The sequence below is a fragment of the Mycobacterium bulgaricum genome, assembly GCF_041287165.2.
GTDB classification, from domain to species: domain Bacteria; phylum Actinomycetota; class Actinomycetes; order Mycobacteriales; family Mycobacteriaceae; genus Mycobacterium; species Mycobacterium bulgaricum.
Map to the genome: position 1 here is coordinate 423026 of NZ_JBGGKV020000002.1, position 24151 is coordinate 447176.

The 24151-nt window shown below is 66.3% G+C and carries 21 protein-coding genes; 6 read left to right on the top strand and 15 right to left on the bottom strand.

Translation table 11 applies throughout. The features are described from left to right. Positions 1 to 71: 71 nt before the first annotated feature. The 6 genes from fusA to ACAG24_RS08655 all read right to left on the bottom strand — a co-directional run bounded on the left by fusA (position 72) and on the right by ACAG24_RS08655 (position 5101). A complete protein-coding gene (fusA, locus tag ACAG24_RS08630) occupies positions 72 to 2123 on the bottom strand; it encodes an elongation factor G (RefSeq protein WP_370472633.1) in 2052 nt (683 codons plus the stop codon). Positions 2124 to 2252: 129 nt separating this feature from the next. After that, a complete protein-coding gene (gene rpsG, locus ACAG24_RS08635; protein WP_011558402.1) occupies positions 2253 to 2723 on the bottom strand; it encodes a 30S ribosomal protein S7 in 471 nt (156 codons plus the stop codon). Then, positions 2723 to 3097, bottom strand: coding sequence for a 30S ribosomal protein S12 (gene rpsL / locus ACAG24_RS08640; protein ID WP_003929602.1), 375 nt, complete (start codon positions 3095 to 3097; stop codon positions 2723 to 2725). The genes rpsG and rpsL overlap by 1 nt, the downstream gene beginning before the upstream one ends. Before the next feature lie 273 nt (positions 3098 to 3370). Further along, a complete protein-coding gene (locus ACAG24_RS08645) occupies positions 3371 to 3949 on the bottom strand; it encodes a TetR/AcrR family transcriptional regulator (protein ID WP_370472237.1) in 579 nt (192 codons plus the stop codon). 59 nt (positions 3950 to 4008) lie between these two features. After that, positions 4009 to 4545, bottom strand: coding sequence for a DUF3558 domain-containing protein (locus tag ACAG24_RS08650; RefSeq protein ID WP_370472236.1), 537 nt, complete (start codon positions 4543 to 4545; stop codon positions 4009 to 4011). A gap of 1 nt (position 4546) precedes the next feature. After that, positions 4547 to 5101, bottom strand: a complete 555-nt coding sequence (locus tag ACAG24_RS08655; RefSeq protein ID WP_370472235.1) for a DUF3558 domain-containing protein — start codon at positions 5099 to 5101, stop codon at positions 4547 to 4549. Between the two features lie 130 nt (positions 5102 to 5231). Between ACAG24_RS08655 and ACAG24_RS08660 the strand changes: the two genes are divergently transcribed. Further along, the gene (locus ACAG24_RS08660) at positions 5232 to 5546 is read left to right on the top strand and encodes a DUF3060 domain-containing protein (protein ID WP_370472632.1); all 315 of its coding nucleotides are present in this window, start codon (positions 5232 to 5234) and stop codon (positions 5544 to 5546) included. A gap of 2 nt (positions 5547 to 5548) precedes the next feature. Beyond that, a complete protein-coding gene (locus ACAG24_RS08665; protein WP_370472234.1) occupies positions 5549 to 5947 on the top strand; it encodes a DUF3060 domain-containing protein in 399 nt (132 codons plus the stop codon). On the opposite strand, the gene ACAG24_RS08670 is transcribed toward ACAG24_RS08665, so the two are convergent. Genes ACAG24_RS08670 through ACAG24_RS08690 form a run of 5 tightly spaced genes read right to left on the bottom strand, consistent with a single transcriptional unit; the run spans position 5944 to position 10601 of the window. Then, positions 5944 to 6720, bottom strand: a complete 777-nt coding sequence (locus tag ACAG24_RS08670) for a crotonase/enoyl-CoA hydratase family protein (protein WP_370472233.1) — start codon at positions 6718 to 6720, stop codon at positions 5944 to 5946. The genes ACAG24_RS08665 and ACAG24_RS08670 overlap by 4 nt on opposite strands. Next, positions 6717 to 7430 carry a PaaX family transcriptional regulator C-terminal domain-containing protein gene (locus ACAG24_RS08675; protein ID WP_370472232.1) on the bottom strand — a complete coding sequence of 238 codons (714 nt, stop codon included), beginning with the start codon at positions 7428 to 7430 and terminating at the stop codon, positions 6717 to 6719. The genes ACAG24_RS08670 and ACAG24_RS08675 overlap by 4 nt, the downstream gene beginning before the upstream one ends. An 11-nt stretch (positions 7431 to 7441) precedes the next feature. Beyond that, positions 7442 to 8380: a crotonase/enoyl-CoA hydratase family protein gene (locus ACAG24_RS08680; protein WP_370472231.1), complete on the bottom strand. Its 939-nt coding sequence runs from the start codon at positions 8378 to 8380 to the stop codon at positions 7442 to 7444. Next, entirely contained in the window at positions 8380 to 10008 is a 1629-nt protein-coding gene (locus ACAG24_RS08685; RefSeq protein WP_370472230.1) for an acyl-CoA dehydrogenase family protein, read from the bottom strand. Before ACAG24_RS08685 ends, ACAG24_RS08680 begins: the two co-directional genes overlap by 1 nt. A 50-nt stretch (positions 10009 to 10058) precedes the next feature. Next, positions 10059 to 10601 carry a hypothetical protein gene (locus tag ACAG24_RS08690; protein WP_370472229.1) on the bottom strand — a complete coding sequence of 181 codons (543 nt, stop codon included), beginning with the start codon at positions 10599 to 10601 and terminating at the stop codon, positions 10059 to 10061. Between the two features lie 156 nt (positions 10602 to 10757). Here ACAG24_RS08690 and ACAG24_RS08695 point away from each other — a divergent pair, with 156 nt between their 5' ends. The 3 genes from ACAG24_RS08695 to purU are packed head-to-tail and all read left to right on the top strand — an operon-like array spanning position 10758 to position 14384. Then, complete coding sequence (locus tag ACAG24_RS08695; protein WP_370472228.1) at positions 10758 to 11804, top strand: class I SAM-dependent methyltransferase; 1047 nt, start codon at positions 10758 to 10760, stop codon at positions 11802 to 11804. Further along, on the top strand, positions 11777 to 13492 hold the full coding sequence (locus tag ACAG24_RS08700) for a glycosyltransferase (RefSeq protein WP_370472227.1): 1716 nt from the start codon (positions 11777 to 11779) through the stop codon (positions 13490 to 13492). The genes ACAG24_RS08695 and ACAG24_RS08700 overlap by 28 nt, the downstream gene beginning before the upstream one ends. A gap of 4 nt (positions 13493 to 13496) precedes the next feature. Then, positions 13497 to 14384 (top strand): formyltetrahydrofolate deformylase, encoded by an 888-nt coding sequence (purU, locus tag ACAG24_RS08705; RefSeq protein ID WP_370472226.1) that lies wholly within the window; start codon positions 13497 to 13499, stop codon positions 14382 to 14384. Between the two features lie 98 nt (positions 14385 to 14482). Here the strand turns inward: purU and ACAG24_RS08710 are convergent, their stop codons facing one another. Next, complete coding sequence (locus ACAG24_RS08710) at positions 14483 to 16747, bottom strand: PGRS repeat-containing protein (RefSeq protein ID WP_370472631.1); 2265 nt, start codon at positions 16745 to 16747, stop codon at positions 14483 to 14485. Between the two features lie 757 nt (positions 16748 to 17504). Here ACAG24_RS08710 and ACAG24_RS08715 point away from each other — a divergent pair. Then, positions 17505 to 18347, top strand: coding sequence for an FkbM family methyltransferase (locus tag ACAG24_RS08715; protein WP_370472225.1), 843 nt, complete (start codon positions 17505 to 17507; stop codon positions 18345 to 18347). Between the two features lies 1 nt (position 18348). Here the strand turns inward: ACAG24_RS08715 and ACAG24_RS08720 are convergent, their stop codons facing one another. The 3 genes from ACAG24_RS08720 to ACAG24_RS08730 form a co-directional block, all read right to left on the bottom strand. Next, positions 18349 to 19101, bottom strand: a complete 753-nt coding sequence (locus ACAG24_RS08720) for a deoxyribonuclease IV (protein WP_370472224.1) — start codon at positions 19099 to 19101, stop codon at positions 18349 to 18351. Positions 19102 to 19139: 38 nt separating this feature from the next. Then, complete coding sequence (locus tag ACAG24_RS08725; RefSeq protein ID WP_370472223.1) at positions 19140 to 20039, bottom strand: phytanoyl-CoA dioxygenase family protein; 900 nt, start codon at positions 20037 to 20039, stop codon at positions 19140 to 19142. Between the two features lie 133 nt (positions 20040 to 20172). Continuing rightward, positions 20173 to 24123, bottom strand: coding sequence for a DNA-directed RNA polymerase subunit beta' (locus ACAG24_RS08730; protein ID WP_370472222.1), 3951 nt, complete (start codon positions 24121 to 24123; stop codon positions 20173 to 20175). Positions 24124 to 24151: the final 28 nt, after the last annotated feature.

Here is a 24151-nt window from a genome sequence, read left to right on the forward strand (position 1 = left end):
CTTGTTGGTGCTCTTACTTAAGCAGTGATGATTTTTGCAGTTGTGGTTCGCCGCGGCGGCGGCAGGTCAGATTACTGACCCGTCGCCTTCGCGATGATCTCCTTCGCCACGTTCGCCGGCACTTCGGCGTACGAGTCGAACACCATGGAGTAGTTGGCTCGGCCCTGGGTCTTCGACCGAAGGTCTCCGACGTAGCCGAACATCTCCGACAGCGGAACCTGCGCCTTGACGACACGGGCACCACTGCGCTCTTCCATGGCCTGGATCTGACCACGGCGGGAGTTCAGGTCGCCGATCACGTCACCCATGTAGTCCTCGGGTGTGGTGACCTCGACGGCCATGATGGGCTCGAGGATGACAGGCTGCGCGGCCTGCGCGGCCTTCTTGAGCACCTGCGAGCCGGCCACCTTGAACGCCATTTCCGACGAGTCGACCTCGTGGAAAGCACCGTCGAGCAGGGTGACCTTCAGGTTCACCAGCGGGTAGCCGGCGAGCACGCCGTACTGCATCGCGTCCTGCGCACCGGCATCCACCGAAGGGATGTACTCGCGCGGGATGCGGCCACCGGTGACCTTGTTCTCGAACTCGTAGGTCGCACCGTCCTCGCCGCTGAACGGCTCGAGGTCGATGAGGACCTTCGCGAACTGGCCGGAGCCACCCGTCTGCTTCTTGTGGGTGTACTCGACCTTCTCGACCTTGCGGCGGATCGTCTCGCGGTAGGCCACCTGCGGCTTACCGACATTGGCCTCGACCTTGAACTCGCGACGCATGCGGTCCACCAGGATGTCCAGGTGGAGCTCGCCCATACCGCCGATGACGGTCTGGCCGGTCTCCTGGTCCAGATGCACCTTGAACGTCGGATCCTCTTCCGCGAGCTTCTGGATCGCGGTGCCCAGCTTCTCCTGGTCGCTCTTGGTCTTAGGCTCGATGGCCACCTCGATGACCGGATCCGGGAACGTCATCGACTCGAGGACGATCTGCTCGTTCGGATCGCTCAGGGTGTCACCGGTGGTGGTGTCCTTGAGGCCGATCACCGCGTAGATGTGGCCGGCAGACGCCGTCTCGACCGGGTTCTCCTTGTTGGAGTGCATCTGGAACAGCTTGCCGAGCCGCTCCTTCTTGCCCTTGGTGGAGTTGACGACCTGCGAACCGGAGTCGACCTTGCCCGAGTAGACGCGGACGTAGGTGAGCTTGCCGAAGAACGGGTGCGTCGCGACCTTGAACGCCAGGCCGGAGAACGGCTCGTCGGCGGACGGCTTACGCGAGATGACCTCGTCTTCCTTGCCCGGGACGTGACCTTCGGCGGCCGGGACGTCCAGCGGGTTCGGCAGGTAATCGATGACCGCGTCGAGCATGGGCTGCACGCCCTTGTTCTTGAACGCGGAGCCGCACAGCACCGGGTAGCCCTGGCTGGAGATGGTCAGCTTGCGCAGACCCGACTTGATCTCGTCGTTCGTGAGCTCTTCGCCGCCCAGGTACTTCTCCATGAGATCGTCGTCCGTCTCGGCGATGGCCTCGATCATCGCGGTGCGGTACTCCTCGGCCTTCTCCTGCAGGTCGGCCGGGATGTCGACGGTGTCGTACTTCTCGCCGAGCTTGGTCTCGCCGCGCCACACCTTGGCCTTCATCTCGACCAGGTCGACGATGCCCTCGAAGTCACCTTCGGAACCGATCGGCAGCTGGATCGGGACGACGTTGGCGCCGAGGCGATCCTTCATGGTCTGCACCGAGAAGTAGAAGTCGGCGCCCAGCTTGTCCATCTTGTTGACGAAGCAGATGCGCGGAACGTCGTACTTGTCGGCCTGCCGCCAGACCTGCTCGGACTGGGGCTCGACACCCTCTTTGCCGTCGAACACGGCCACGGCACCGTCGAGCACGCGCAGCGAGCGCTCCACCTCGACGGTGAAGTCGACGTGTCCGGGGGTGTCGATGATATTGATCTGGTTGTCGTTCCAGAAGCAGGTGGTGGCAGCCGAGGTGATCGTGATACCCCGCTCCTGCTCCTGCTCCATCCAGTCCATCGTCGCGGCGCCGTCGTGCACCTCACCGATCTTGTAGCTGATACCGGTGTAGAAGAGGATGCGCTCGGTCGTCGTCGTCTTGCCGGCATCGATGTGCGCCATGATGCCGATGTTGCGGACCTTCGTGAGGTCTGTCAGCACGTCCTGTGCCACGGCTAAATTCCCACTCTTTCGCTTGCTCGGTTGCTGTCGTCTTGCACCACCCTCGGCAACACTGCCGGGGGTGCTAAATCACCAGCGGTAGTGCGCGAAGGCGCGGTTGGCCTCGGCCATTTTGTGGGTGTCTTCGCGTCGCTTGACGGCGGCACCCAGGCCGTTGCTGGCATCGAGGATCTCGTTGGCCAGGCGCTCGACCATGGTCTTCTCGCGGCGGGCCTTGGAGAAGCTGACCAACCAGCGCAGGGCCAGCGTGACCGAACGATCGGGGCGGACCTCGACCGGAACCTGGTACGTCGCGCCACCGACGCGGCGGCTGCGGACCTCAAGGGCCGGCTTGACGTTGTCGAGAGCGCGCTTGAGAGTCACCACCGGATCGGTGCCGGTCTTGTCGCGGGCCTGCTCGAGCGCACCATAAACAATGCGCTCAGCCAGCGATTTCTTCCCGTCGAGCAGGACTTTGTTGACCAGTTGGGTGACCAGCTGGGACCCGTAGACCGGATCGTTGACCAGCGGACGCTTGGGTGCGGGGCCCTTGCGCGGCATCAGCTCTTCTCCTTCTTGGCGCCGTAGCGGCTGCGGGCTTGCTTGCGGTTCTTGACGCCCTGGGTGTCCAGCGAGCCGCGGATGATCTTGTAGCGCACACCGGGGAGGTCCTTCACACGGCCGCCGCGCACCAGCACCATCGAGTGCTCCTGCAGGTTGTGACCCTCACCCGGGATGTAGGCGGTGACCTCGACCGCGCTGGTCAGGCGCACGCGCGCGACCTTGCGAAGCGCCGAGTTCGGCTTCTTCGGGGTCGTCGTGTACACGCGAGTGCACACGCCGCGACGCTGCGGGCTGCCCTTGAGGGCCGCGGTCTTCACCTTGGCGATCTTGTCGCGGCGACCCTTACGGACCAGCTGGTTGATGGTTGGCATGTACCGGCTTTCTGTATTCCTCGTCGTGCTTGCTTGTCTAAGTTCTCTGTACTGCTGTTATGCCCGCGCTGGTTCCCCCGCGGCCGGGCGTGTCGCACGCGTGCGCCGCGGTTTCTCGGATAATTTCCAAGGCACTCCACGAGGCGGGACATGCGAAGTGGCCCGGCGTGCAGGCATGCTTGAGCCCCTCAGGAACGCAAGCGCCTTTATCTGCCAGGCACGAACGTCCACAATACCAGGGCGGGATACCTCGACAAAACCCGCTGACCTGCGTTATCTCGACTGCATCCCCGTGGCCAGGCGCATCACCATGTCGGTGAACACCGCATCGGTGTCGATGCCGCTCATGACCCCGGTCATCTCCAGCAGCACGAACCCGTGCATCGCCGACCAGAATTCCAGCGCCGCGTAGAAGCCCGCTTCGTCATCGAGTCCATAGGACGCCAGCACCGCGATGACCGGCGCGGCAGCGGCACGGGTGACCTCGGTGAACTCCGGATCGTCACCGCCGCCCAGCGGCATCCGGGTGAACGCCGAGTACCTACCGGGGTGATGGTGGGCGTAGCTGCGGTAGGCGCTGGCCATCACGACGACCGCGTCGTCGGGGCTACGGCCCTGGCCGACGGTGTTCAGCATGTCGATGATGTCGCCGACCACGCGCATCCGCACGGTGCGACGCAGGTCGTCGAGGCTGTGCACGTGGTTGTACAGCGAGGGACCCTTGGTGCCGAGCTGGTTGGCCAGCGCGTTGATCGTCAAGGCATCCCAACCTTCGCGGTCCAGGAATGTCAGCGCGGCGTTGACGATGGAGTCACGGCTCAGCTTCGCCGAACGCGGCGGCCGAGTTGCCATGTCCCATCCCCCTCGGATCAGTCAGTTCACCCAGGGTTGAGCCGGGTCAGCAGGCAACTCTAGTTCACCCGTTGTTGGCTGAGCTCCGCCAGTTGTTCGATGATCGAGCAGAGATCGGGCATGGTCTGGGAGTTCATCGTCTGGATGGACCACGTGATCACATCGCCGCCCTTGGCCACGTAGATGCTGCACGCGGTGTCGTCGAACGCCTTGAACCCCTTGTTGTCGTCGATGGACAGCTCGGTCAGTGTCCGGCCCGCGAGTTGCTCCAATTCACGTTCGGTGTCCATGTCACTGCCCCGGTACCACCACGTCGAGATGCCCATGCCCGCACCGAAGTTGTCGATCATGGAGTCTTCCTGCCAGAAGCAGCCCGCGTCGCTGACGACCGCCGGTGAGAACAGTTCGGAGCCCGCGGCCTCGGCGACGTCAGCATCGGTGATGCCGTTGCAGTCCACGCTCTGAAACCCCTCCCCCGAGTCCTGTGTACCGGGGGCGGCCGTCGGCTCGTCGGGTTGCTCCGATCCGCCGCAGCCTGCCAGCAGCGCGCTGAGAGTCAGCGCCGCGCAGAGGCGGGCAGTGATCGTCGCGCCCATGTCACAGGTCCGAGCGCAGAGTCGCCGAGAGCAGCGTTTCGGCGTCGCGACAAGGATCCCCGGTGGACTGCCCGCGGTACTGGACCCACCAGCTCAGCACTCCGCTGCCGGCGGCGGCGGTGGCCGAGCAGGCCGCTCCCGTGGTGTCGCGGCGCGCGAAGAAACCCTTGTGCCGCTCGACCACGACGTCGGTGATCGCGGCGCCGCGCGCAGCGGCGACGGCGCGCTCGCGTTCCAGGCTGCCCGCGTCGAACCACGAGAAGACGACGTCGATGGTCGCGGCGTCACCACCCGAGCCGCGGAAAAGGATGTACTGGCAGACGGCGCCGCTGAACGGGCGCGTCACCTCGTCGGCACCGAGGGTGGCCTGCACCGTGCTGTCGTCGAGGAGGCCGCACCGGTCGTCGACGTATCCATAGCTGCGGTCCGGGTCGGGGACGCCGGGGTCGGAGCGCTGCGCCGTCCCCGAGACCGTGTGCGAACAGCCCACCGCGGTCGCCGTCGTCGTGACCGCCACCGTCAAGAAAAGTGCCACACGGCCTGCACGCTGGAGCATCGCCGCTCACGCTACTCGTCTCGGCGAACCCCGACAGTCCGAGCGGACGACGTCGTAGGCTGCCCCTGTGACTGCAACGGCTGTTGGACGAGTGGTGGCTGTCGGTGTGCTGGCCGCGTCGGCGACGCTGATGTCGATTTCCCCCGTGGCGCACGCGGAGAACGGCGACACCCACATCACCGGTCAGGGCGTCGTGAGGACCCTGGACTGCGGTGGGGCGACGCTGTTCGTGATGGGCACGGGCAACCAGATCTTCGCGCTCGGCAACTGCTATGCGGTGACTGTGCAGGGCTCCTCGAACGTGGTCGTCGCCGACAACGTCGTGAACGACATCACCGTGTACGGGTTCGACCAGACCGTCTTCTACAAGAACGGCACGCCGTTCGTGTGGGACCGCGGCCGCGAACTGGGGATGACGAACCGCATCGATCGGGTACCCGCCTGAGCATGTCTTCTCGCCGCATCGGTGTCCTCGGCAGTCTCGGCGTCGTTGCGGTTGCACTTGCCGGGTGCGGATCCGGTGCAGACGGCGATCCGACGGTCACGGCGGGCACCTCCGGCGCCCAGGTCGAGATCGGCAACACGATCAACTACGGCTCGTTCGGCACGACCGCCGAGATCGACTGCGCGGACGGCAAAGCGCTCAACGTCGGCGGGTCGAACAACACGCTGACCGTCGTGGGCACATGCACCAACGTCAACGTCGGCGGCGCCGACAACAGGATCAGCTTTCAACGCGTCGACACCGAGCTGTCCGTCGTCGGCATCAACAACACCGTCACCTACCGCGACGGCGATCCGACGGTCAACGACACCGGGTCCAACAACACGGTCAGTAGGGGCTAAGCCTTGGCCTGTTCCGTCGCTGGCGCGCCGTGCCTACCCGCGCCCTTCGCGAACCGCGACGCGCCTTCCAGTGATTCCGCGGCGACCCGGGACAGACTGCCGAACTCGACATCCATGGCCTCGGCCTCCGACATCCCCCACTGGTTGAGCACCGACATCCGGTCCGACCTCATGCACTGCTGCGGCAGCGCGGCCAACTCGGCGGCGAGCTCCTCGGCTTTGGCGCGCGCCTGTCCCGTCGGGACCACGCGGTTGGCCAACCCAATCGCCAACGCCTCGTCGGCCCGGACAGCACGACCGGTGAGGATCAGGTCCATCGCACGGCTGTGCCCGATCAGCCGGGGCAGCCGCACCGTGCCACCGTCGATCAGCGGCACACCCCACCGCCTGCAGAAGACCCCCATCACCGCGTCCTGCTCGACCACGCGCATGTCGCACCACAGCCCCAGCTCGAGACCGCCTGCGACGGCATAGCCGCTGACCGCGGCGATCACCGGTTTGGACAGCACCATCCGGCTCGGACCCATCGGACCGGGACCCGTCCGATGGACCGGGTTGGAATCCGCGGTGCCCATCGCCTTGAGATCGGCTCCAGCACAGAAGGTTCCGTTGTCACCCCACAACACCGCGACGGATGCGTCATCGTCTTTGTCGAAGTCGTCGAACGCCGCATGCAGCGCTAGCGCCGTGGGGCCGTCGACGGCGTTGCGGGCGTGGGGGCGGTCCATGATGACGGTTGTCACCGGACCGTTCTTCTCGACCCTGATGCTCACTGCGCCTCCATCAGTTCTACGTCGTCGCGCCGCGCGACCAGTTCGGCGGCGAAATCTTGATAGGCGCTCCGTAGTTCGGCGCCGGGCCAACCCGCTGGTAGCAGCTCGTCGGGCAGCACCGGATCGGTCAGCAGGTGACGCACCATCGCGGCGGCGACGACGAAGCGACCGGGTACGTCGTCGGCTCGCTGCATGTCGGTCAGCAGGTCGGTGCCTGTCTTCGCCCAGCCGTCGAGGTCCCAGAGTTCGGCGGCGAGTTCGGCGGGTCTCTCGTCATGAGCCCGCAGAATTCGCACCCTGCTGCGGATGTCCTCGCCCAGGTCGACTCTCACGTTGTCCGGGCGCATCCATACGCCTTCACGGAGCTCTCCGAAACGTTTGTCCTGCAGCTGGTTTCGTAGCTGGGCGCGGGTCTTGGCATCGTTGCCCGTGCTCGTGACGACGAGCGTCAGCCAGCTGCCGTCCCACGCATGGCCCGCCGGGCTGATCGCGTCGTCCTGGCGGCGCTGCCGGGCGAGCAGCCGGTCGGCGAGCCGGTAGCCGTCCTCGGACCGGACGAGGTCGCCCGCGCTGACCATGCGTGTCAGCGCGACCCGGACGGTCGACTCCCTGATGCCGAAATCGCCGGTGAGACGGACCAGCTCGGCGGCGGTTGCCCAGGCAGGATGCGCACCGAGCAACACGCTCAGCACCACCGAGCGCGCCGTCATCCGTGTCAACGTCAGACCCCCGACGTCTTCCGTCCGTAATCGCCGAACGGCTCGTCGCGCTGTCGCACCGCTTCGCGGAAGCCGTGTTCGCGCGACTGCGCGACGAACGCGTGGCCCTCGGGTGTGTGCCGGGCGATGCCGTCGAACACCGTGGAGATCATCGCGCTGTTGGCCACACCCTGGTTGTACAGCGCGCTGTTCATCGCAAGCTTGACCATGATCAGCTGGTTGACGGGCACAGCGGCGATCCGTTCGACGAGCCGCTCGACCCGGTCATCCAAGTCGGCCGGCTCGGGTGCCTCGACCGCGAGACCCCATTCGGCCGCCTGCGCGCCGGTGATCGTATCTCCGGTCAGCAGAAGACGTTTCGCCCGCTGATCACCGAGCCGGTGCGCCCACATGCCTGCGGCGGGGACGCCCCACACGCGGGTCGGCGGGTACCCGATCTTCGCGTCGGACGCGGCGATCACCTGGTCGGCATGCAGGGCGATGTCGGTGCCGCCCGCCACGCAGTAACCGTGGATCTTGACCACCGTCGGCTTGTCGCAGCGCATCAGGCTGGAGAAGCCGCGTACGAAGCGGCTCATCATCTGGTAGTCGATCATCGGATCCCACGGCTGATCGGGAAGGTGGTTGATCGCCTGGGTTTTTCCCGACAGGACGGTGTCCTTGTACGGACTCCCGCCGCCCGCCGACGACGACCCTTCGGCATAGGCCGACAGGTCGAAGCCCGCACAGAAGCCCTCACCGCGACCCGACACCAGGATGACGTGTACATCGGGGTCGAGGTCGGCCCGTTCGACGAGTGCCGACAGTTCCAACGGGGTGTCGGCGATGATCGCGTTGCCCTTGTCCGGGCGGTTGAACGTGATACGGGCGACGCGGCCGGTGACCTCGTAGGTCATCGTCCTGAGATTGTCGAAGTCGACGGGCCTGATCGCGTGCGTCATCAGGCTTTCACCAGCGCGCGCTCGATGATCGGCGAAAGGTTCAGTCCGGTGGGCAGCGTGCCGAACGCGCCGCCCCACTGCCCGCCGAGCCTGCTGGCCAGGAACGCCTCGGCGACGGCCGGATGGCCATGGCGAACGAGCAGCGAACCCTGCAGCGCCAGCGAGATGTCCTCGGCAACTTGTCTGCCCCGGTACTGGATCGTCTCGACCTCGTCGAGCTGCGGCCTCAGCGTGGCCACGTGCGCGTCCAGACGCGGGTCGTGGCCGGTCGTGAGGGCCAGCTCGTCGAACAGCACGTCGATGCACTCAGGTCGAGTTGCCATGGCGCGCAGCGTATCCAGCGCGCTCACATTGCCCGAGCCCTCCCAGATGCCCATCAGCGGCGCCTCCCGGTAGAGGCGCGCCACACCGAAGTCCTCGACGTAGCCGTTGCCGCCGAGGCACTCCATCGCCTCCGCGGCATGCGGGGTGGCGCGCTTGCACACCCAGTATTTGGCGGCGGCCAATCCGATTCGGCGCAAGAGTGTTTCGCGTTCGTCGCCGCGCACGGCCCGGTCGGTCGCCCCTGCCATGCGCATCGCGAGCATGGTCGCGGCCTCGGCCTCGACGGCGAGGTCGGCGAGCACATTGCGCATCAGCGGTTGATCGATCAGGTAGGCGCCGAACGCCATCCGGTGCTGCGCGTGGTGGGTGGCACGCATCAGCCCGTTGCGCATGCTCGTCGCGCTGCCGAGCGTGCAGTCCAGCCGGGTCAGGTTCACCATCTCGATGATGGTCGGAACCCCGCGCCCCTCCTCCCCCACCAGCCATGCCGTCGCGCCGTCGTACTCCACCTCGCTCGAGGCGTTGGCGTGGTTGCCCAGCTTGTCCTTGAGGCGCTGCAGAAACATCCGATTGCGCGTGCCGTCGGGCAGGACGCGCGGGAGGAAGAAACAACTCAGTCCGCCCGGGGCCTGGGCAAGGACCAGGAAGATGTCGCACATCGGCGCCGAGGTGAACCACTTGTGACCCCGAAGCGAGTAGGTGCCGTCACCGTTCGGGGTCGCCTGCGTGGTGCCGGCGCGGACGTCGGAGCCACCCTGCTTCTCGGTCATCGACATGCCCGCGGTGATTCCCGGCTTCGTGGTGGGCACCGCCAGTTCGGGATCGTAGACGCGGCTGGTCAGCAGCGGTTCGTACACCGCAGCGAGCTCAGGGTTGTGGCGCAGCGCGGGCACGACGGCGTACGTCATCGAGATCGGACACACGTGGCCGGGCTCGGGAGTCCACACCGACGTCTTGGCCGCGCGCACCACATGGGCACCGTCACGCTCGTCGGCCCAGGGGGCGGCGTGCAGGCCGTGGCCCACGGCGACGGTCATCAGCTCGTGATAGGCCGGATCGAACTCGATCTCGTCGACGCGGTGACCGTAGCGGTCGTGGGTGTGCAGCACGGGGCGGTGACGATCGGCGAGCTCGCCCCATCGCTGCGCCTGAGCCGAGCCGGCCAGCGCTCCGAGAGTCCAGACCTCGTCGACGCCCCACTCGCCGCCTTCGCGGATCAGCGCCTCGGCGAGCACCGGTGACGTGGCGGGGTTGTAGTTCTCCAGCGGCGGCGCCTGATTGGTGACGACATGCGTGTCCTGCATGCGACCACTGTTACATCATTCAGACGATCGCACAAGAACTGTAATATGGCCTAGTTGCTGCAGAGGCGGCTGAGTTTGTCCCTGGCCGTCTCGGCGTCGCGATAGCGCCCGGCCTGAAGCGGTTCGTCGTTGGCGACACCTGCCAGCGCATTGATGCCGAGCTGCTGCAGCGTGTTTCCGAAGGTTCGTGCGGTTTCTGCGAGTTCCTGCGGTGTGTCATCGCTGATCTGGCTAAGCAGATAGTCACCGCCGCCGAGCATCGCCAGTCGCGCGTTGCTCGCCACCGCCTCAATGGCGGCGCGGTCTTCGCCGACGTTGGCGTTCGTCTGAAGCTGAACGGCCATCGCGACCACATGTGCGGTCGTGCAGACCCGCTCCTTGGAATCGCCGGACAGCGGCGCCCCGGTGGTGGATGCGACCGGCGTGGGCTCGGGGACGCTGACAAGCGCCCACACCGAGAGTCCGACCGCAATCAGCGCAAGCAGCAAAGCGATTGGCGTGAGCGGCGAGCTCGTGACCGTCACCTTCTGCGGGACACGCGACACACGGTGGTCGCGATGCGTGGAAGTTGCGTTTTCTGCAGGATCGGTCACGACGCGATGGTAGAGCGATTCGTTGTCACGACGTGTCGAGAATGTCCAAATAGCTATATTTTGGCGACCCGATCGTCACCTCCGACTTACGTTCCCCCGCTATCGATGTGATGTGTATTGTCAGCCGTCGGGGGAGAGAATCTGAGGGGTGCACTGATGTCGATCGACACCAATTACATGCGCGAGGCAATGGCGCGCCGCCTACTGAGGCGAGGCGTATCCAGCGGGCAGATCACGCTTCCCGCAGTTCCAGCCATGCTCGAAGAGTATGTTGCGTTGTGCAGTAAGACGTTTGCGGCCCTGGGGAGAAAATTCTCGACGGGCGAGATCGACCACCTGAGGTCTTTGCTTGCGAAAGAATTGGATAACGCATTCGCGGCGTCGAACCGGTCCAACATCGTCATTTCCTACGACGCGCCCATCGGGTCGGTGTTGAACTATCACATCCTCCCGCAGGCGACATCGCTCGCCGATACCTACGACAACTGGGTGGCCACCCGCAAACCACCCCTGTTCGGCACTCACCCCGACGCCCGGGTGTCCGCCTTGGCATCTGAGATCAACGATCCGACGACAGCTCGGGTGCTCGACATCGGCGCAGGCACCGGCCGCAACGCGCTCGCGCTCGCGCGCGGCGGGCATCCCGTCGACGCGGTCGAACTCACGCCGAAGTTCGCCGAAATTCTGCGCGCCGAGTCGTACAAGCACCTGCTGACTTTGCAGGTGATCGATCGCGACATCTTCGACACCCTCGACGATCTGCAGAAGGACTACCAGCTGATCCTCCTGTCCGAGGTCACCCCGGACTTCAGGAACGTCCAGCAATTGCGGGCGGTGTTCGAGCTCGCAGCCGAATGCCTGGCTCCGGGCGGCTGTTTGGTGTTCAACGTGTTCATGCCTCGTCCCGGTTACATGTCCGACGATGCCGTGAATCAGCTGGCGCAGGCAGCACGAGAGCTGGCACAGCAGGTGTACTCCGGGATCTTCACCGGCGAGGAGATCGACATCGCCGCAGCGGGATTGCCGTTGCGGTTGCAGACGAACGACTCGGTGTACGAGTACGAGAAGGCCAACCTGCCCGCGGGCGTATGGCCGCCGACTGGCTGGTATGCCGAATGGGTCAGCGGGCAGGACATCTTCGACGTTCCCCGGGAGCAATCACCCGTCGAGATGCGGTGGCTGGTCTACCAGAAGACTGGATAGCCTCGATGTCCGGCGGCAGGCCCGCGATCTGCCTGAACATGATCGTGCGCAACGAGGCGCACGTCGTCCACGAGGTCCTCGACTCGGTCGCCCCGTACATCAGCTCGTGGGTGATCGTGGATACCGGCTCGGACGACGGGACGCAGGACAAGATCCGCGACCACATGGCCAGGCTTGGCATACCGGGGAAGCTGCATGAACGGCCGTGGCGCAACTTCGGACACAACAGGTCCGAGGCCATCACCCTCGCCCGCGGCAACGGCGATTACATCTGGGTGATGGATGCCGACGACTTGCTGGTCGGCACACCGGATTTCAGCGGGCTCACCGCCGATGTCTATCAGCTGCACTACGGGCCCGACGTCTCCTACTGGCGACGCCAACTCTTTCGGGACGGCCTGCCGTGGCGCTATATCGGTGTACTCCACGAGTACGCCGAGTGCGACCAGCCATGCGTCGAGGACCGTCTGGACGGCAACTACTACATCGAGTCCCGGCGTCTTGGCGGCCGCAATCTCGATCCGCAGAAGTACGCCCGCGATGCCGAGATTCTGCTCGCCGAAGTCGAGCGCGACCCCGACGACCCGCGGTCGGTCTTCTACCTCGCTCAGAGTTATTACGACTACGGCGATTGGGCGAACGCGCACCGGTGGTACACGCGCCGCACCGAGATGGGCGGCTTCGACGAGGAGATCTACTACTCGCTGGTGCGCGTCGGGGACACGCTGCTGCAGCTTGGTGAGTCGTGGCCGTTGGTGCAGGACGCCTACCTACACGCCTGGGAGTTCCGGCCGACCCGGGCAGAAGCGCTGCACGCCATCGCACGTTGGTATCGAGACCAGCAGCGCTACCAACTCGCGTATCTGTTCGCCGAACGCGCCGCCGCCATTCCGCTGCCCGAACAGGACCTACTGTTCGTCAACGCGGAGGTGTACAACTGGCGCGCTCTCGACGAGCAGGCCGTCTGCGCGTCGTGGATCGGCAAGCAGGACGAATCTTTTCGCATCTGCCGGCAACTGCTGCACCGTGCCGACATCCCCGAAGAGGACCGGCAGCGCATTGCCTCGAACCGCGACGTCTGCGTGCCGACGGTCCTGGCACAGGCTCGCGAATACGACGGCGACCTCTCCGTGAACCCGAGTGGCGGCGATATCACGATCACCGTCGTCGGCGGCCCCGACCGGTCCGCCACCGAGCGCACGCTGAACTCGCTGCTGCACAGCCGTTCTGACCTTTCACGGGTACGGCGCGTGCTGATCCTCGATATCGGCATGTGGCCCGAGGACCGGGCTGCGCTGACCCAGCGGTATCCCGCTGTGCAGTTCGAGACCGCACCACCCGGAGTGCAGCCCTCTGGAGTCAGGGAGTTCATCACCACGCGGTATTGGTTGCACCTCGGCATGGGCTGGCAGTTCTTCAGCTCAGACGACGTCCTCGGCAGACTCACGTCGATCCTGGACGCCGAGCCCGGCATCTACCAGGTCGGTATCAACTACGGCGACGCAGACCAGCTGACGGGACGGGTCGCCCCGCTGAGCTCCACCCGCAGCGGCCAGGGCACTGGGCGCTACGTAATGACCGGCGCCGCGGCCGAGGGTCCCGCGATGGTCGATTGTTCGCGCGGGGGCTGCGAAACCGATCTGGGCACAGCGACTCTCGACGAAGTGCTGTGCATCCGTCAGGTGTGATCCGATGACCGAACACACGGGCTCCGACGTTCACGCACCCACAGACATCGGTCGACTGCTGCTGCGATGCGAAGACCGACCCGGCCTGGTTGCCGCGGTGAGCACATTCCTTGCCGAGACAGGCGCCAACATCATCTCGCTCGACCAGCACTCGACGGAGCGCACCGGCGGAACGTTCATGCAGCGCACCATCTTTCATCTACCCGGGCTGGCCGCGGCCCGAGACGGCCTGGAGCGCGACTTCTCCGAGAAGGTGGCGAATCAGTTCGGCATGGATTTCCGGCTCACCGAAGCCGCCAAGCCAAAACGTGTGGCGATCATGGCCTCGAAGGAAGACCACTGCCTCCTTGATCTGTTATGGCGGAACCGGCGCGGCGAGCTCGACATGTCCGTCGTGATGGTGGTGGCCAACCACCCTGATCTCGCCGACGCGGTCCGGCCTTTCGGCGTGCCGTTCCTCTATGTGCCTGCGCGCAGGGACATTCGCGACGAGGCCGAACAACGCCAGCTCGACCTGCTCCGAGGCAACGTCGACTTGGTGGTGTTGGCGCGCTACATGCAGATCCTCACGCCGTCGTTCATCGAACAGGTCGGGTGTCCGATGATCAACATCCACCACTCGTTCCTTCCTGCCTTCATCGGCGCTTCACCGTACCGGCGCGCGAAGGAGCGGGGCGTCAAACTCGTTGGCGCGACGGCACATTACGTCACGGATGACCTGGACGAGGGACCGATCATCGAACAGGACGTGGTGCGGGTGGACCATCGCCACAGCGTGGACGATCTCGTCCGCTTAGGCGCCGATGTCGAGCGTGCTGTGTTGTCGCGCGCGGTGCTATGGCATTGCGAAGACCGCGTCATCCGCTTCGGCAACCAGACCATCTGCCTCTGAACGTCGCCCGATCGCGACAACGTAGCCCGAAACCTGGCTTCGAAAATGGGGAAGGCCCCCCTCCCGAAGGAGGGGGGCCAACCCGATCGGTTGTCGGGCTATCCTGCGGCACCACCGGATCCACCGGATCCACCGGAGCCACCCGACCCACCGGAGCCACCGGCACCGCCCGAGCCACCCGAGCCACCGGCACCGCCGGCACCCGAGCCACCACCCGAGCCGCCCGAGCCACCGGCGCCGCCGTCACCGCCCGAGCCACCCTTGCCGCCGGCGCCGCCGTCACCACCGGTGCCGTCAGCCTTGCCGGCGGAACCGGGCGTGCCGTTGGAGCCGCCCGTGCCGGCCTTGCCGGACGAACCAGCGGCACCCTTGCCACCGGCAGCACCGGTCTGACCCGCCGAACCGGCCGAGCCGGCCGAGCCCTCGGTACCGGCCGAGCCGGCCGAGCCGGCCGCACCCGTGGCACCGGTTGCGCCCGCGGCGCCACTGGAGCCAGTGGCACCAGTCATGCCGGGTGCACCCTGCGCACCGGTCGCGCCGGTGGCACCCTGTGCGCCCGTAGCGCCGCTGGCACCCTGTGCACCGGTCACGCCGCCCTTACCGGCCGCACCGGAGCTCCCGAAAATGCCGCCCTTACCGGCCGTACCTGCGGTTCCAGCCTGGCCGCCGGCGCCGCCGGTCGCCCCACCGAGGCCGCCCTTGCCGCCGACACCGCCCGCACCGCCGAGGCCACCTGCGCCGCCGGCACCGCCGTCACCGCCGTCGCCGCCGGCACCGCCGACACCTCCGACGCCACCCGTGCCGCCAACGCCACCGGTGCCACCCTGGCCGCCGGCGCCGCCGACGCCACCCGTGCCACCGGTACCGCCAATGCCGCCGGTGCCGCCTTCACCACCGACGCCACCCGTGCCACCGAAGCCGCCGAGGCCACCCTGGCCGCCGGTTCCGCCGCCTGCGCCGGTGCCACCGGCACCCTGGCCGCCCTTGCCGCCGGTTCCACCGGTGCCACCCGTGCCACCAACGCCGCCGGTGCCACCCGTGCCGCCGATACCGCCAACGCCGCCGGCGCCACCGGTACCACCCGTGCCGCCGGTTCCACCGGTGCCACCCTTGCCGCCGATGCCGCCCGTGCCGCCCGTGCCGCCAACGCCGCCGGTGGCGCCTGCGCCACCCTTGCCGCCCGCGGCGCCGGCACCACCGGTGCCACCCGTGCCGCCTGCACCGCCGGTGCCACCCGCTCCGCCGGCACCACCGGTGCCGCCGTTACCGGCATTACCTGCGTTGCCGCCCTTGCCGAACAGGCCGCCGCTGCCGCCGTTACCGCCGTTGCCACCCTTTCCGCCGACGCCGCCGACGCCGCCGGTCACCTGCGGTGCGTCACTGCCGGTGCCACCCGTGCCACCGTTGCCGCCTGCCTGTCCGGTGCCGCCCGTGCCGCCCTTCTCGCCCTTGCCGCCGACGCCGCCCTGGCCGCCCTGGCCGCCGACGCCGCCCGTGACGCCGACACCGCCGGTGCCACCCGCTCCGCCGGCTTCACCGACCCCGCCGGCTCCGCCTGCCGCACCGGCGCCACCGGTGCCACCGGTGCCACCCGTGCCGCCGGTCCCACCGGCAGCGCCTGTTCCGCCAGCGCCCGTTCCGCCGGCAGCACCTGTCGCGCCGACCGCTCCGGCCGTGCCCTCAGTACCTGGGGTTCCCGTTGCTCCGGCTGCGCCTGTGCTGCCGGTCGACCCGGCCTTGCCTGCGGCGCCCGCCGTGCCCGCGGTACCGGCGGCGCCGGTGCTGCCCGTGGCACCCACCGTGCCGACCGTGCCGGCCTTTCCGACTCCGGTCGCACCTGCGCCCGTCGCTCCCACGACGGTTCCGGTAGTACCGGCGAGGCCGGATACACCTGCGTTGCCTGACGGGCCGATGGCTCCGGTCGCGCCGGTCTGTCCACTTCCGCCGTTGCCGCCGTCGCCGCCCCGCCCGAAGAAGGAGAAGCCACCGGCGTTGCCGCCGTTGCCGCCGTTGGCGCCGAACCCGCCATCACCGCCGCGGCCTCCATTGCCGCTGAACAGGCCGCCGTTGCCGCCGTTACCGCCGGCCACGCCGGCGATGGTGCTGTTCCAGCCGTTGCCGCCATTGCCGAAGAGGATGCCGCCGGCCTGGCCGTTCGGGTTCTCTTCGGTGCCGTTGGCACCGTTGCAGATCAGGCCGCAGGGGGAGTTGTAGTTGATGGTCGCCTGGAGAAGTGCGTTCGGGTTGGCAGAGTTGCCGAAGTGCACCGTGTACCACGGCTCGGTCGCTTCCGACCCTGTAGACGTCAATTGAATGGCGGCGCTGACCGGTCCCGGCCCCCCTGGAGGCGCCAGGAACATCATTCCCGCGGCGACCATTCCGGCGCCGGCGAGGCCGGTGGTGATTACAGGGCGGACCACACTCTTGGTACCGCCAGACTTTTGCTTACGTCGATTGGACAAGGCGAACAACCCCCTACTGAGAACCCGATCGGTGCCTGCAGGAGCGCAGACCGTCGGAAATTAGCACCCGGAAATCCCAGTTCGAATGTTTTCCGCAGGCAAAATTTCGTAAATGTTCTGTTTGCAACTAGCTATTCGCGAGAATTTGTGCATAAGCAACTTTTTGCGCTGACGTAAGTTTGCTGCAAATCGCTGCAGGTGTAGTGAACAGGCTGGTAGACCGCTATGGACAAGACGTCTTCCACGTGCATTGCCTGTGAGGTGCGACACACCGCAGGTCCTTAGTTGACACCCCGTCAACAAAGATCTACAGGCAAATTGGTTCGGCGTTGCGCTCGACCATGTTGGGCGGCTCATCGCAAAACCTGCCGACGTGGGACCCGACGGCCTTCCCCACAGCCCGGTCCGAGGCCCAAATGAACTCGCTGGCAACGACGCCCGGCTTCCGCGGACAAATTGATACGTTCGGATGACGCCGCCAATCAGCAAACCCAGATACAGAGTGCTAAGCGTTGCTTGCCAGCCCTCAAGTCACTTTTGATTGTCCAATAAACGAAAAGGGGGCCGTGCCGCGAAGCGCCCACTGCGCCACTGCCGGCACGCTAGATTCGTCTCACCCATTGCCACCCGGTTGGTACACCGCACGGAGGCGGCCCACATGAACACGGCTTTTCGAGATTTTCTCGCTCCGCAGCGGCTCATTGACGTCGTCGACGTCGGCGCCAATCCCATCGACGGCGAGCCTCCCTATCTTCCGATACTGGACGCTGGCCTCTGCCGCGTCACCGGGTTCGAGCCACAAGCCGAAGCATTGCAGGAACTTCAGCTCAGAAAGGGACCGTACGAAAGATACCTTCCATACGCGGTGGGCGACGGCGGCGCACACACCCTCAACATCTGCCGCGGCTCGGGCATGTCGAGCCTCTTCCCACTGGATATGGACACGCTGCGCATGTTCGAAGTCCTAGAGCCGTACGCGGAGGTCATCGACCGCATCAAGGTCACGACCCGACGCCTCGACGACATCGACGACATCACCTACCTCGACTACCTAAAGATCGACATACAGGGCGGTGAACTGGCGGTCTTTCAGAACGGCCGCACCAAGCTCGCCGATGCGGTCGCCATCCAGACCGAGGTCTCGTTCGTCACACTGTACGAAGATCAGCCCGCCATGGGCGAGATCGATCGGGAACTCCGCGGTCAAGGCTTCATTCCGCACTGCTTCGCCGCCGTCAAGAGGTGGCCGATCGCGCCGTACGTTGCGGCCGAAGACCCTCGCCTACCGCTGAACCAACTACTGGAAGCCGACATCGTCTACGTCCGCGACTTCTCGAAGCCGGACCTGATGAGCGACGAACAGCTCAAGCATCTCGCGCTGATCGCCCATCACTGCTACGGCTCGACCGATCTCGCGCTTCGCTGCGTGATGTTGCTCGAACACCGTGGATCACTCGATGCCGGAGCGCAGAAACGCTGTCTACAACTGCTGGGCGCCTGACTCAGGCCAGGTGCTCGCGCAGGAAAGCGATGTCGTCCTTGCGACCGTCGTCGGACGTCTCGCAGATTACCGGCGCGCCGGCAGCGTTCACGACCGCGACCAGCAGCTGCGGATCGATCTGCCCGGTACCGAAGTTCGCATGACGGTCGGCGCCCGAACCCGCCGCGTCGCGCGAATCGTTGCAGTGGACGAGGTCGATGCGGCCCGTGATGCCTTTGATGCGCTCCACCGCATCGATGAGCGCTTCGCCCGCCGCCCACGCGTGGCAGGTGTCGAGGCAGAACCCGATGCCCGTGTCGCCGATGTGGTCCCACAGCCGCGCGATGGTGTCGAAGTGCCGCGCCATGGCGTGGTCACCGCCTGCCGTGTTCTCCAGGTAGACGGGCACGTCGGTCTTCAGATAGGACAGCGCCTTCGCCCAGCGCTCGAAACCGGCATCCATGTCGTTGTCGTCGGCGTGCCCGCCGTGGACGATGACAGCGGTGGCATCGATGGCCGACGCCGCATCGCAGGTGTCCTGCAGGATCTTTCGCGACGGGATCCGCACCCGATTGTTCGCCGACGCGACGTTGATGAGGTAGGGCGCATGCACGTAGATCGGCATCGGCGAGGCTTTGAGCACTTCGGCGTCGTCGCGTGGGGGCGGTTTCTTCCAGCTCTGGGGATTGCCGAGGAAGAACTGAACGACGTCGGCGCCGTCGGCCTCCGCCGCCGCCAGGGGATCGTCACCGTGGACATGCGAACCAATGAGCACGACGCCCACTCTAGGCGCGCCCGGTGACACCGAGCGTGTCAGCCTCGGAGGGTGACTGCCGTCCTCGGCATGTAGCTGTCGTACAACGCCGCGGCCACCGCCGCCACGTCGTCGCCGAGCGGATACATGTGCCGGTACTGCAGCACCTGCTTACCGATCAGTCCGAGGCGCTCGTCGAAGGTGGGCACCCGGCCGGGGTCGAGCAGAGGGCTGTTGAACGGGGCGTGATCGCCTCGCTGGAATTCGAGCGCGGCGCTGATGCGCGCCGCCTTTCCGAGCCGGCTCCCCCTACTCCCCCAGTGCAGCACGGCCTGGTTCCAGGCCAGAAGACTGCCCGCGGTCGCAGGCAGCGCGCGGATGTCCTGCGGGTTGTGTACGACGTTGTTGCCCTCGCCGTCCCAGCGACGCTCCACGAATCGCGGATCGTGGTGTGCCGGAAGGACATACATGCAGCCGTTGAGTGGCGTGGCGTCGGTGAACGGAAGCCAGACCGTCAGTGTGTGCGGTGAGTTGTCGGCGTCGAGCGTCGGTTGCACGCGGTCGCGGTGCGGCCCCCACCCCGCCGCGTTCTCGTTCGGCTGCACGTACCACACCCAGAAGTCCGGCAGTGCACGGTAATCCTGGCCGAGTGCTGTCGACAGGAACGCCGACAGGCCCTGGAACGCGAGCCACAGCTCGTCGTACACGAAGGCGAAGGGCAGCGGAATCCCCCGCTGCCACAGCGTGGTCACGGCATCGCGGATCGGGCCTGTGCACCGTTCGCCGAACGCGTCGGCGACCTGAATGTAGCCCTCGCGCTTGAGGTCTGACATCAGCAGCGTCGTGTCACCGACCGCGGCCGGTGACGATATCCCCGCGCCCTCGATCGTCATGTGCGGGCACAGGTCGCGCCAGAACTCCTGACGCTCGACCTCGCTGGCGACAAGCGTGCTCGACATGCCGTCACGGTAGCGCACACGCTTTGCTGCACACGGTGTTTTGGATCGACGGATCCGCCGGTGATTGCGTGCGCAACAAGGCCCGTCCCACGAAAAAGCCCCCGCCGAAGCGGGGGCTCTTCCGTTGCTCGACTTACCGGTAGTCGCTGTACCCGTAATCGTCCAGCGGCACCGCAGCACCGGTGGCCTGACCGAAGTCCGGGCTGTAGTACTGATCCTCGTAGGACGGGATCGTGTACGCGGCAGCGCGGGCTTCTTCGGTCGGCTGAACCTGGATGTTGCGGTACCGGTTGATGCCGGTACCGGCCGGGATCAGCTTGCCGATGATCACGTTCTCCTTCAGACCCTGCAGCTTGTCGCTGCGGCAGTTGATCGCCGCATCGGTGAGCACACGCGTGGTCTCCTGGAACGACGCCGCAGACAGCCACGAATCGGTGGCCAGCGACGCCTTCGTGATACCCATCAGCACCGGGCGGCCGGCGGCGGGCTCGCCACCCTCGGCCACGACGCGACGGTTCTCGGTCTCGAACTCGCCGCGCTCGGTCAGCGAGCCGGGCAGGAACTCCGTCGAGCCCGAATCGATGATCGTGACGCGACGCAGCATCTGCCGGACGATGACCTCGATGTGCTTGTCGTGGATCGACACACCCTGGGCGCGGTACACCTCCTGGACCTCCTTGACGAGGTGGATCTGCACCTCGCGGGGGCCTTGGACGCGCAGCACCTCGTGCGGGTCGGCCGAGCCTTCCAGCAGCTGCTGTCCGACCTCGACATGGTCGCCGTCGGTCAGCAGACGCTCGGAGCCGTCGTCGTGCTTGAACACCTTCAGGCGCTGACGACGCGAGAGCTTGTCGTACACGACCTCCTCGCCCCCGTCATCGGGAACGATGGTGATCTTGTAGAACTTCTCGCTCTCCTCCAGGCGGACCCGCCCGGAGACGTCGGCGATCGGGGCGCGGTTACGCGGAACGCGCGCCTCGAACAGCTCCTGGACACGCGGCAGACCACCGACGATGTCGGCGCCACCGGTGACACCACCCTGGTGGAAGGTACGCATCGTCAGCTGCGTGCCGGGCTCACCGATGGACTGCGCGGCCACGATGCCGACGGCCTCGCCGATGTCGACCAGCTTGCCGGTCGCCATCGAACGGCCGTAGCACATCGCACACACGCCGGTGCCCGTGGCGCAGGTCAGCACGGAGCGGACCTTCACCTCGGTGATGCCGGCAGCCAGCAGAGCGTCGATCGCCGGGTCACCGAGATCGTGACCGCGCTCGACGACAACACGGCCGTCCGAGTCGACCGCGTCGGTGGCCAGTGTCCGGGCGTAGGCCGACGTCTCGATGTGCTGATCGCGCACCAGGGCTTCGCCCTGCAGCTCGGCCAGCGTGACGTTGATACCGCGCTCGGTCTCGCAGTCGGTCTCGCGCACGATGACGTCCTGCGACACATCGACCAGACGACGGGTCAGGTAGCCCGAGTCGGCGGTACGAAGCGCCGTGTCGGCCAGACCCTTACGCGCACCGTGGGTGTTGATGAAGTACTCCAACACCGTCAGGCCCTCGCGGAACGAGGACTTGATGGGACGCGGGATGAATTCACCCTTCGGGTTGGTCACCAGACCCTTCATGCCGGCCAGGGTCCGCGTCTGGGTGAAGTTACCCGTGGCGCCCGAGTCCACGATCGTGATGATCGGGTTGTCCTTCGGGTAGTGCGTCCGCAGCGCCTGACCGACCTCTTCGGTCGCGTCCTGCCAGATCTTCACCAACGCTTCGTTGCGCTCGTCCTTGTTGAGCTTGCCGCGCTGGTACTGCTTCTCGATGCCGTCGGCTTCCGCCTCGTAGCGCTCGAGGATCTCGGTCTTCTCCGGCGGAACCAGCACGTCGGCCATGGACACCGTCACACCCGAGCGGGTGGCCCAGTGGAAGCCGGCGTCCTTGAGCTTGTCGACGGTCTGCGCGACGACGATCATCGGGTAGCGCTCGGCCAGATCGTTGATGATCGCGGCCTGCACCTTCTTGTGCATCTGCTTGTTGACGAACGGATAGCCCCGCGGCAGCAGCTCGTTGAAGAGCACGCGACCCAGGGTGGTCTCCGCCGTCCACGCATCGCCGATCGACCAGCCGTCCGGGAACAACTCGCCCTCGACCTCGGCGGGCGGACGCACCTGCGTCAGCCGCACCCGGATCTTGGCCCGCACGCTCAGCGCGCCGCGGTCCATCGCCATGATGGCCTCGGCCGGTGAGCTGTAGACACCCGTCTCCGGCTGATCTTTGGACGCCGGCGTGTACTCGCCGAGGTCGCCCTCGATCTCGGTGGTCAGGAAGAACAGACCGGTCACCATGTCCAGACGCGGCATGGCCAGCGGGCGGCCCGACGCCGGCGACAGGATGTTGTTCGACGACAGCATCAGAATGCGCGCCTCGGCCTGCGCCTCCGCCGACAGCGGAAGGTGCACGGCCATCTGGTCACCGTCGAAGTCGGCGTTGAACGCCTCACAGACCAGCGGGTGCAGCTGGATGGCCTTGCCTTCGACCAGCTGCGGCTCGAAGGCCTGGATACCGAGACGGTGCAGCGTGGGTGCGCGGTTCAGCAACACCGGATGCTCGGCGATGACCTCTTCGAGGACATCCCACACCTGGGGACGCTGACGCTCCACCATGCGCTTGGCGCTCTTGATGTTCTGCGCATGGTTCAAGTCGACCAGACGCTTCATCACGAACGGCTTGAACAGCTCGAGAGCCATCAGCTTCGGCAGACCGCACTGGTGCAGCTTCAGCTGCGGGCCGACCACGATGACCGAACGGCCCGAGTAGTCGACGCGCTTGCCGAGCAGGTTCTGACGGAAGCGGCCCTGCTTGCCCTTGAGCAGATCGGACAGCGACTTGAGCGGACGGTTGCCCGGCCCGGTGACCGGACGGCCGCGGCGGCCGTTGTCGAACAGCGCGTCGACCGACTCCTGAAGCATGCGCTTCTCGTTGTTCACGATGATCTCGGGCGCGCCCAGATCGATCAGTCGCTTGAGCCGGTTGTTGCGGTTGATGACGCGGCGGTACAGGTCGTTGAGGTCGGAGGTCGCGAAGCGGCCACCGTCGAGCTGAACCATCGGGCGCAGTTCCGGCGGGATCACCGGAACGGCATCGAGCACCATGCCCATCGGCGAGTTGGCGTTGCTCTGGAACGCCGCGACGACCTTGAGCCGCTTGAGCGCACGCAGCTTCTTCTGGCCCTTGCCGTTCTTGATGGTGTCGCGCAGCGACTCGGCCTCGGCGTCGATGTCGAAGTTCTCGATGAGCTTCTTGATCGACTCGGCACCCATGGCGCCCTCGAAGTACTCGCCGTAGCGGTCCTGCAGCTCGCGGTAGAGGAGCTCGTCGACGATCAGCTGCTTGGGAGCCAGCTTGGTGAACGTCGTCCAGATCTCCTCGAGGCGGTCCAGCTCACGCTGGGCCCGGTCACGGAGCTGGCGCATCTCGCGCTCGCCGCCGTCGCGCACCTTGCGGCGCACGTCGGACTTGGCGCCCTCCTCCTCGAGCTCCTTCATGTCGGCTTCGAGCTTCTGGGCGCGCGCTTCGAGGTCGGCGTCGCGCTGATCCTCGATCGCCTTGCGCTCGACGGCCATCTCCGCCTCGAGCGTGGAGAGCTCGTTGTGGCGCATCTCGTCGTCGACGGCGGTGATCACGTAGGCCGCGAAGTAGATGATCTTCTCGAGATCCTTCGGGGCCAGGTCGAGCAGGTAGCCCAGACGTGACGGGACGCCCTTGAAGTACCAGATGTGCGTGACGGGTGCGGCCAGTTCGATGTGGCCCATCCGCTCACGGCGCACCTTGGCGCGGGTCACCTCGACGCCGCAGCGCTCACAGATGATGCCCTTGAACCGGACGCGCTTGTACTTGCCGCAGTAGCACTCCCAGTCGCGAGTAGGTCCGAAGATCTTCTCGCAGAACAGGCCGTCCTTTTCCGGCTTGAGCGTGCGGTAGTTGATGGTCTCCGGCTTCTTGACCTCACCGAAGGACCAGTTGCGGATGTCGTCCGCGGTCGCCAGACCGATGCGGAGTTCATCGAAGAAGTTGACGTCGAGCACGTAACTTCCTTTCCCCTTGCGGGCGTTG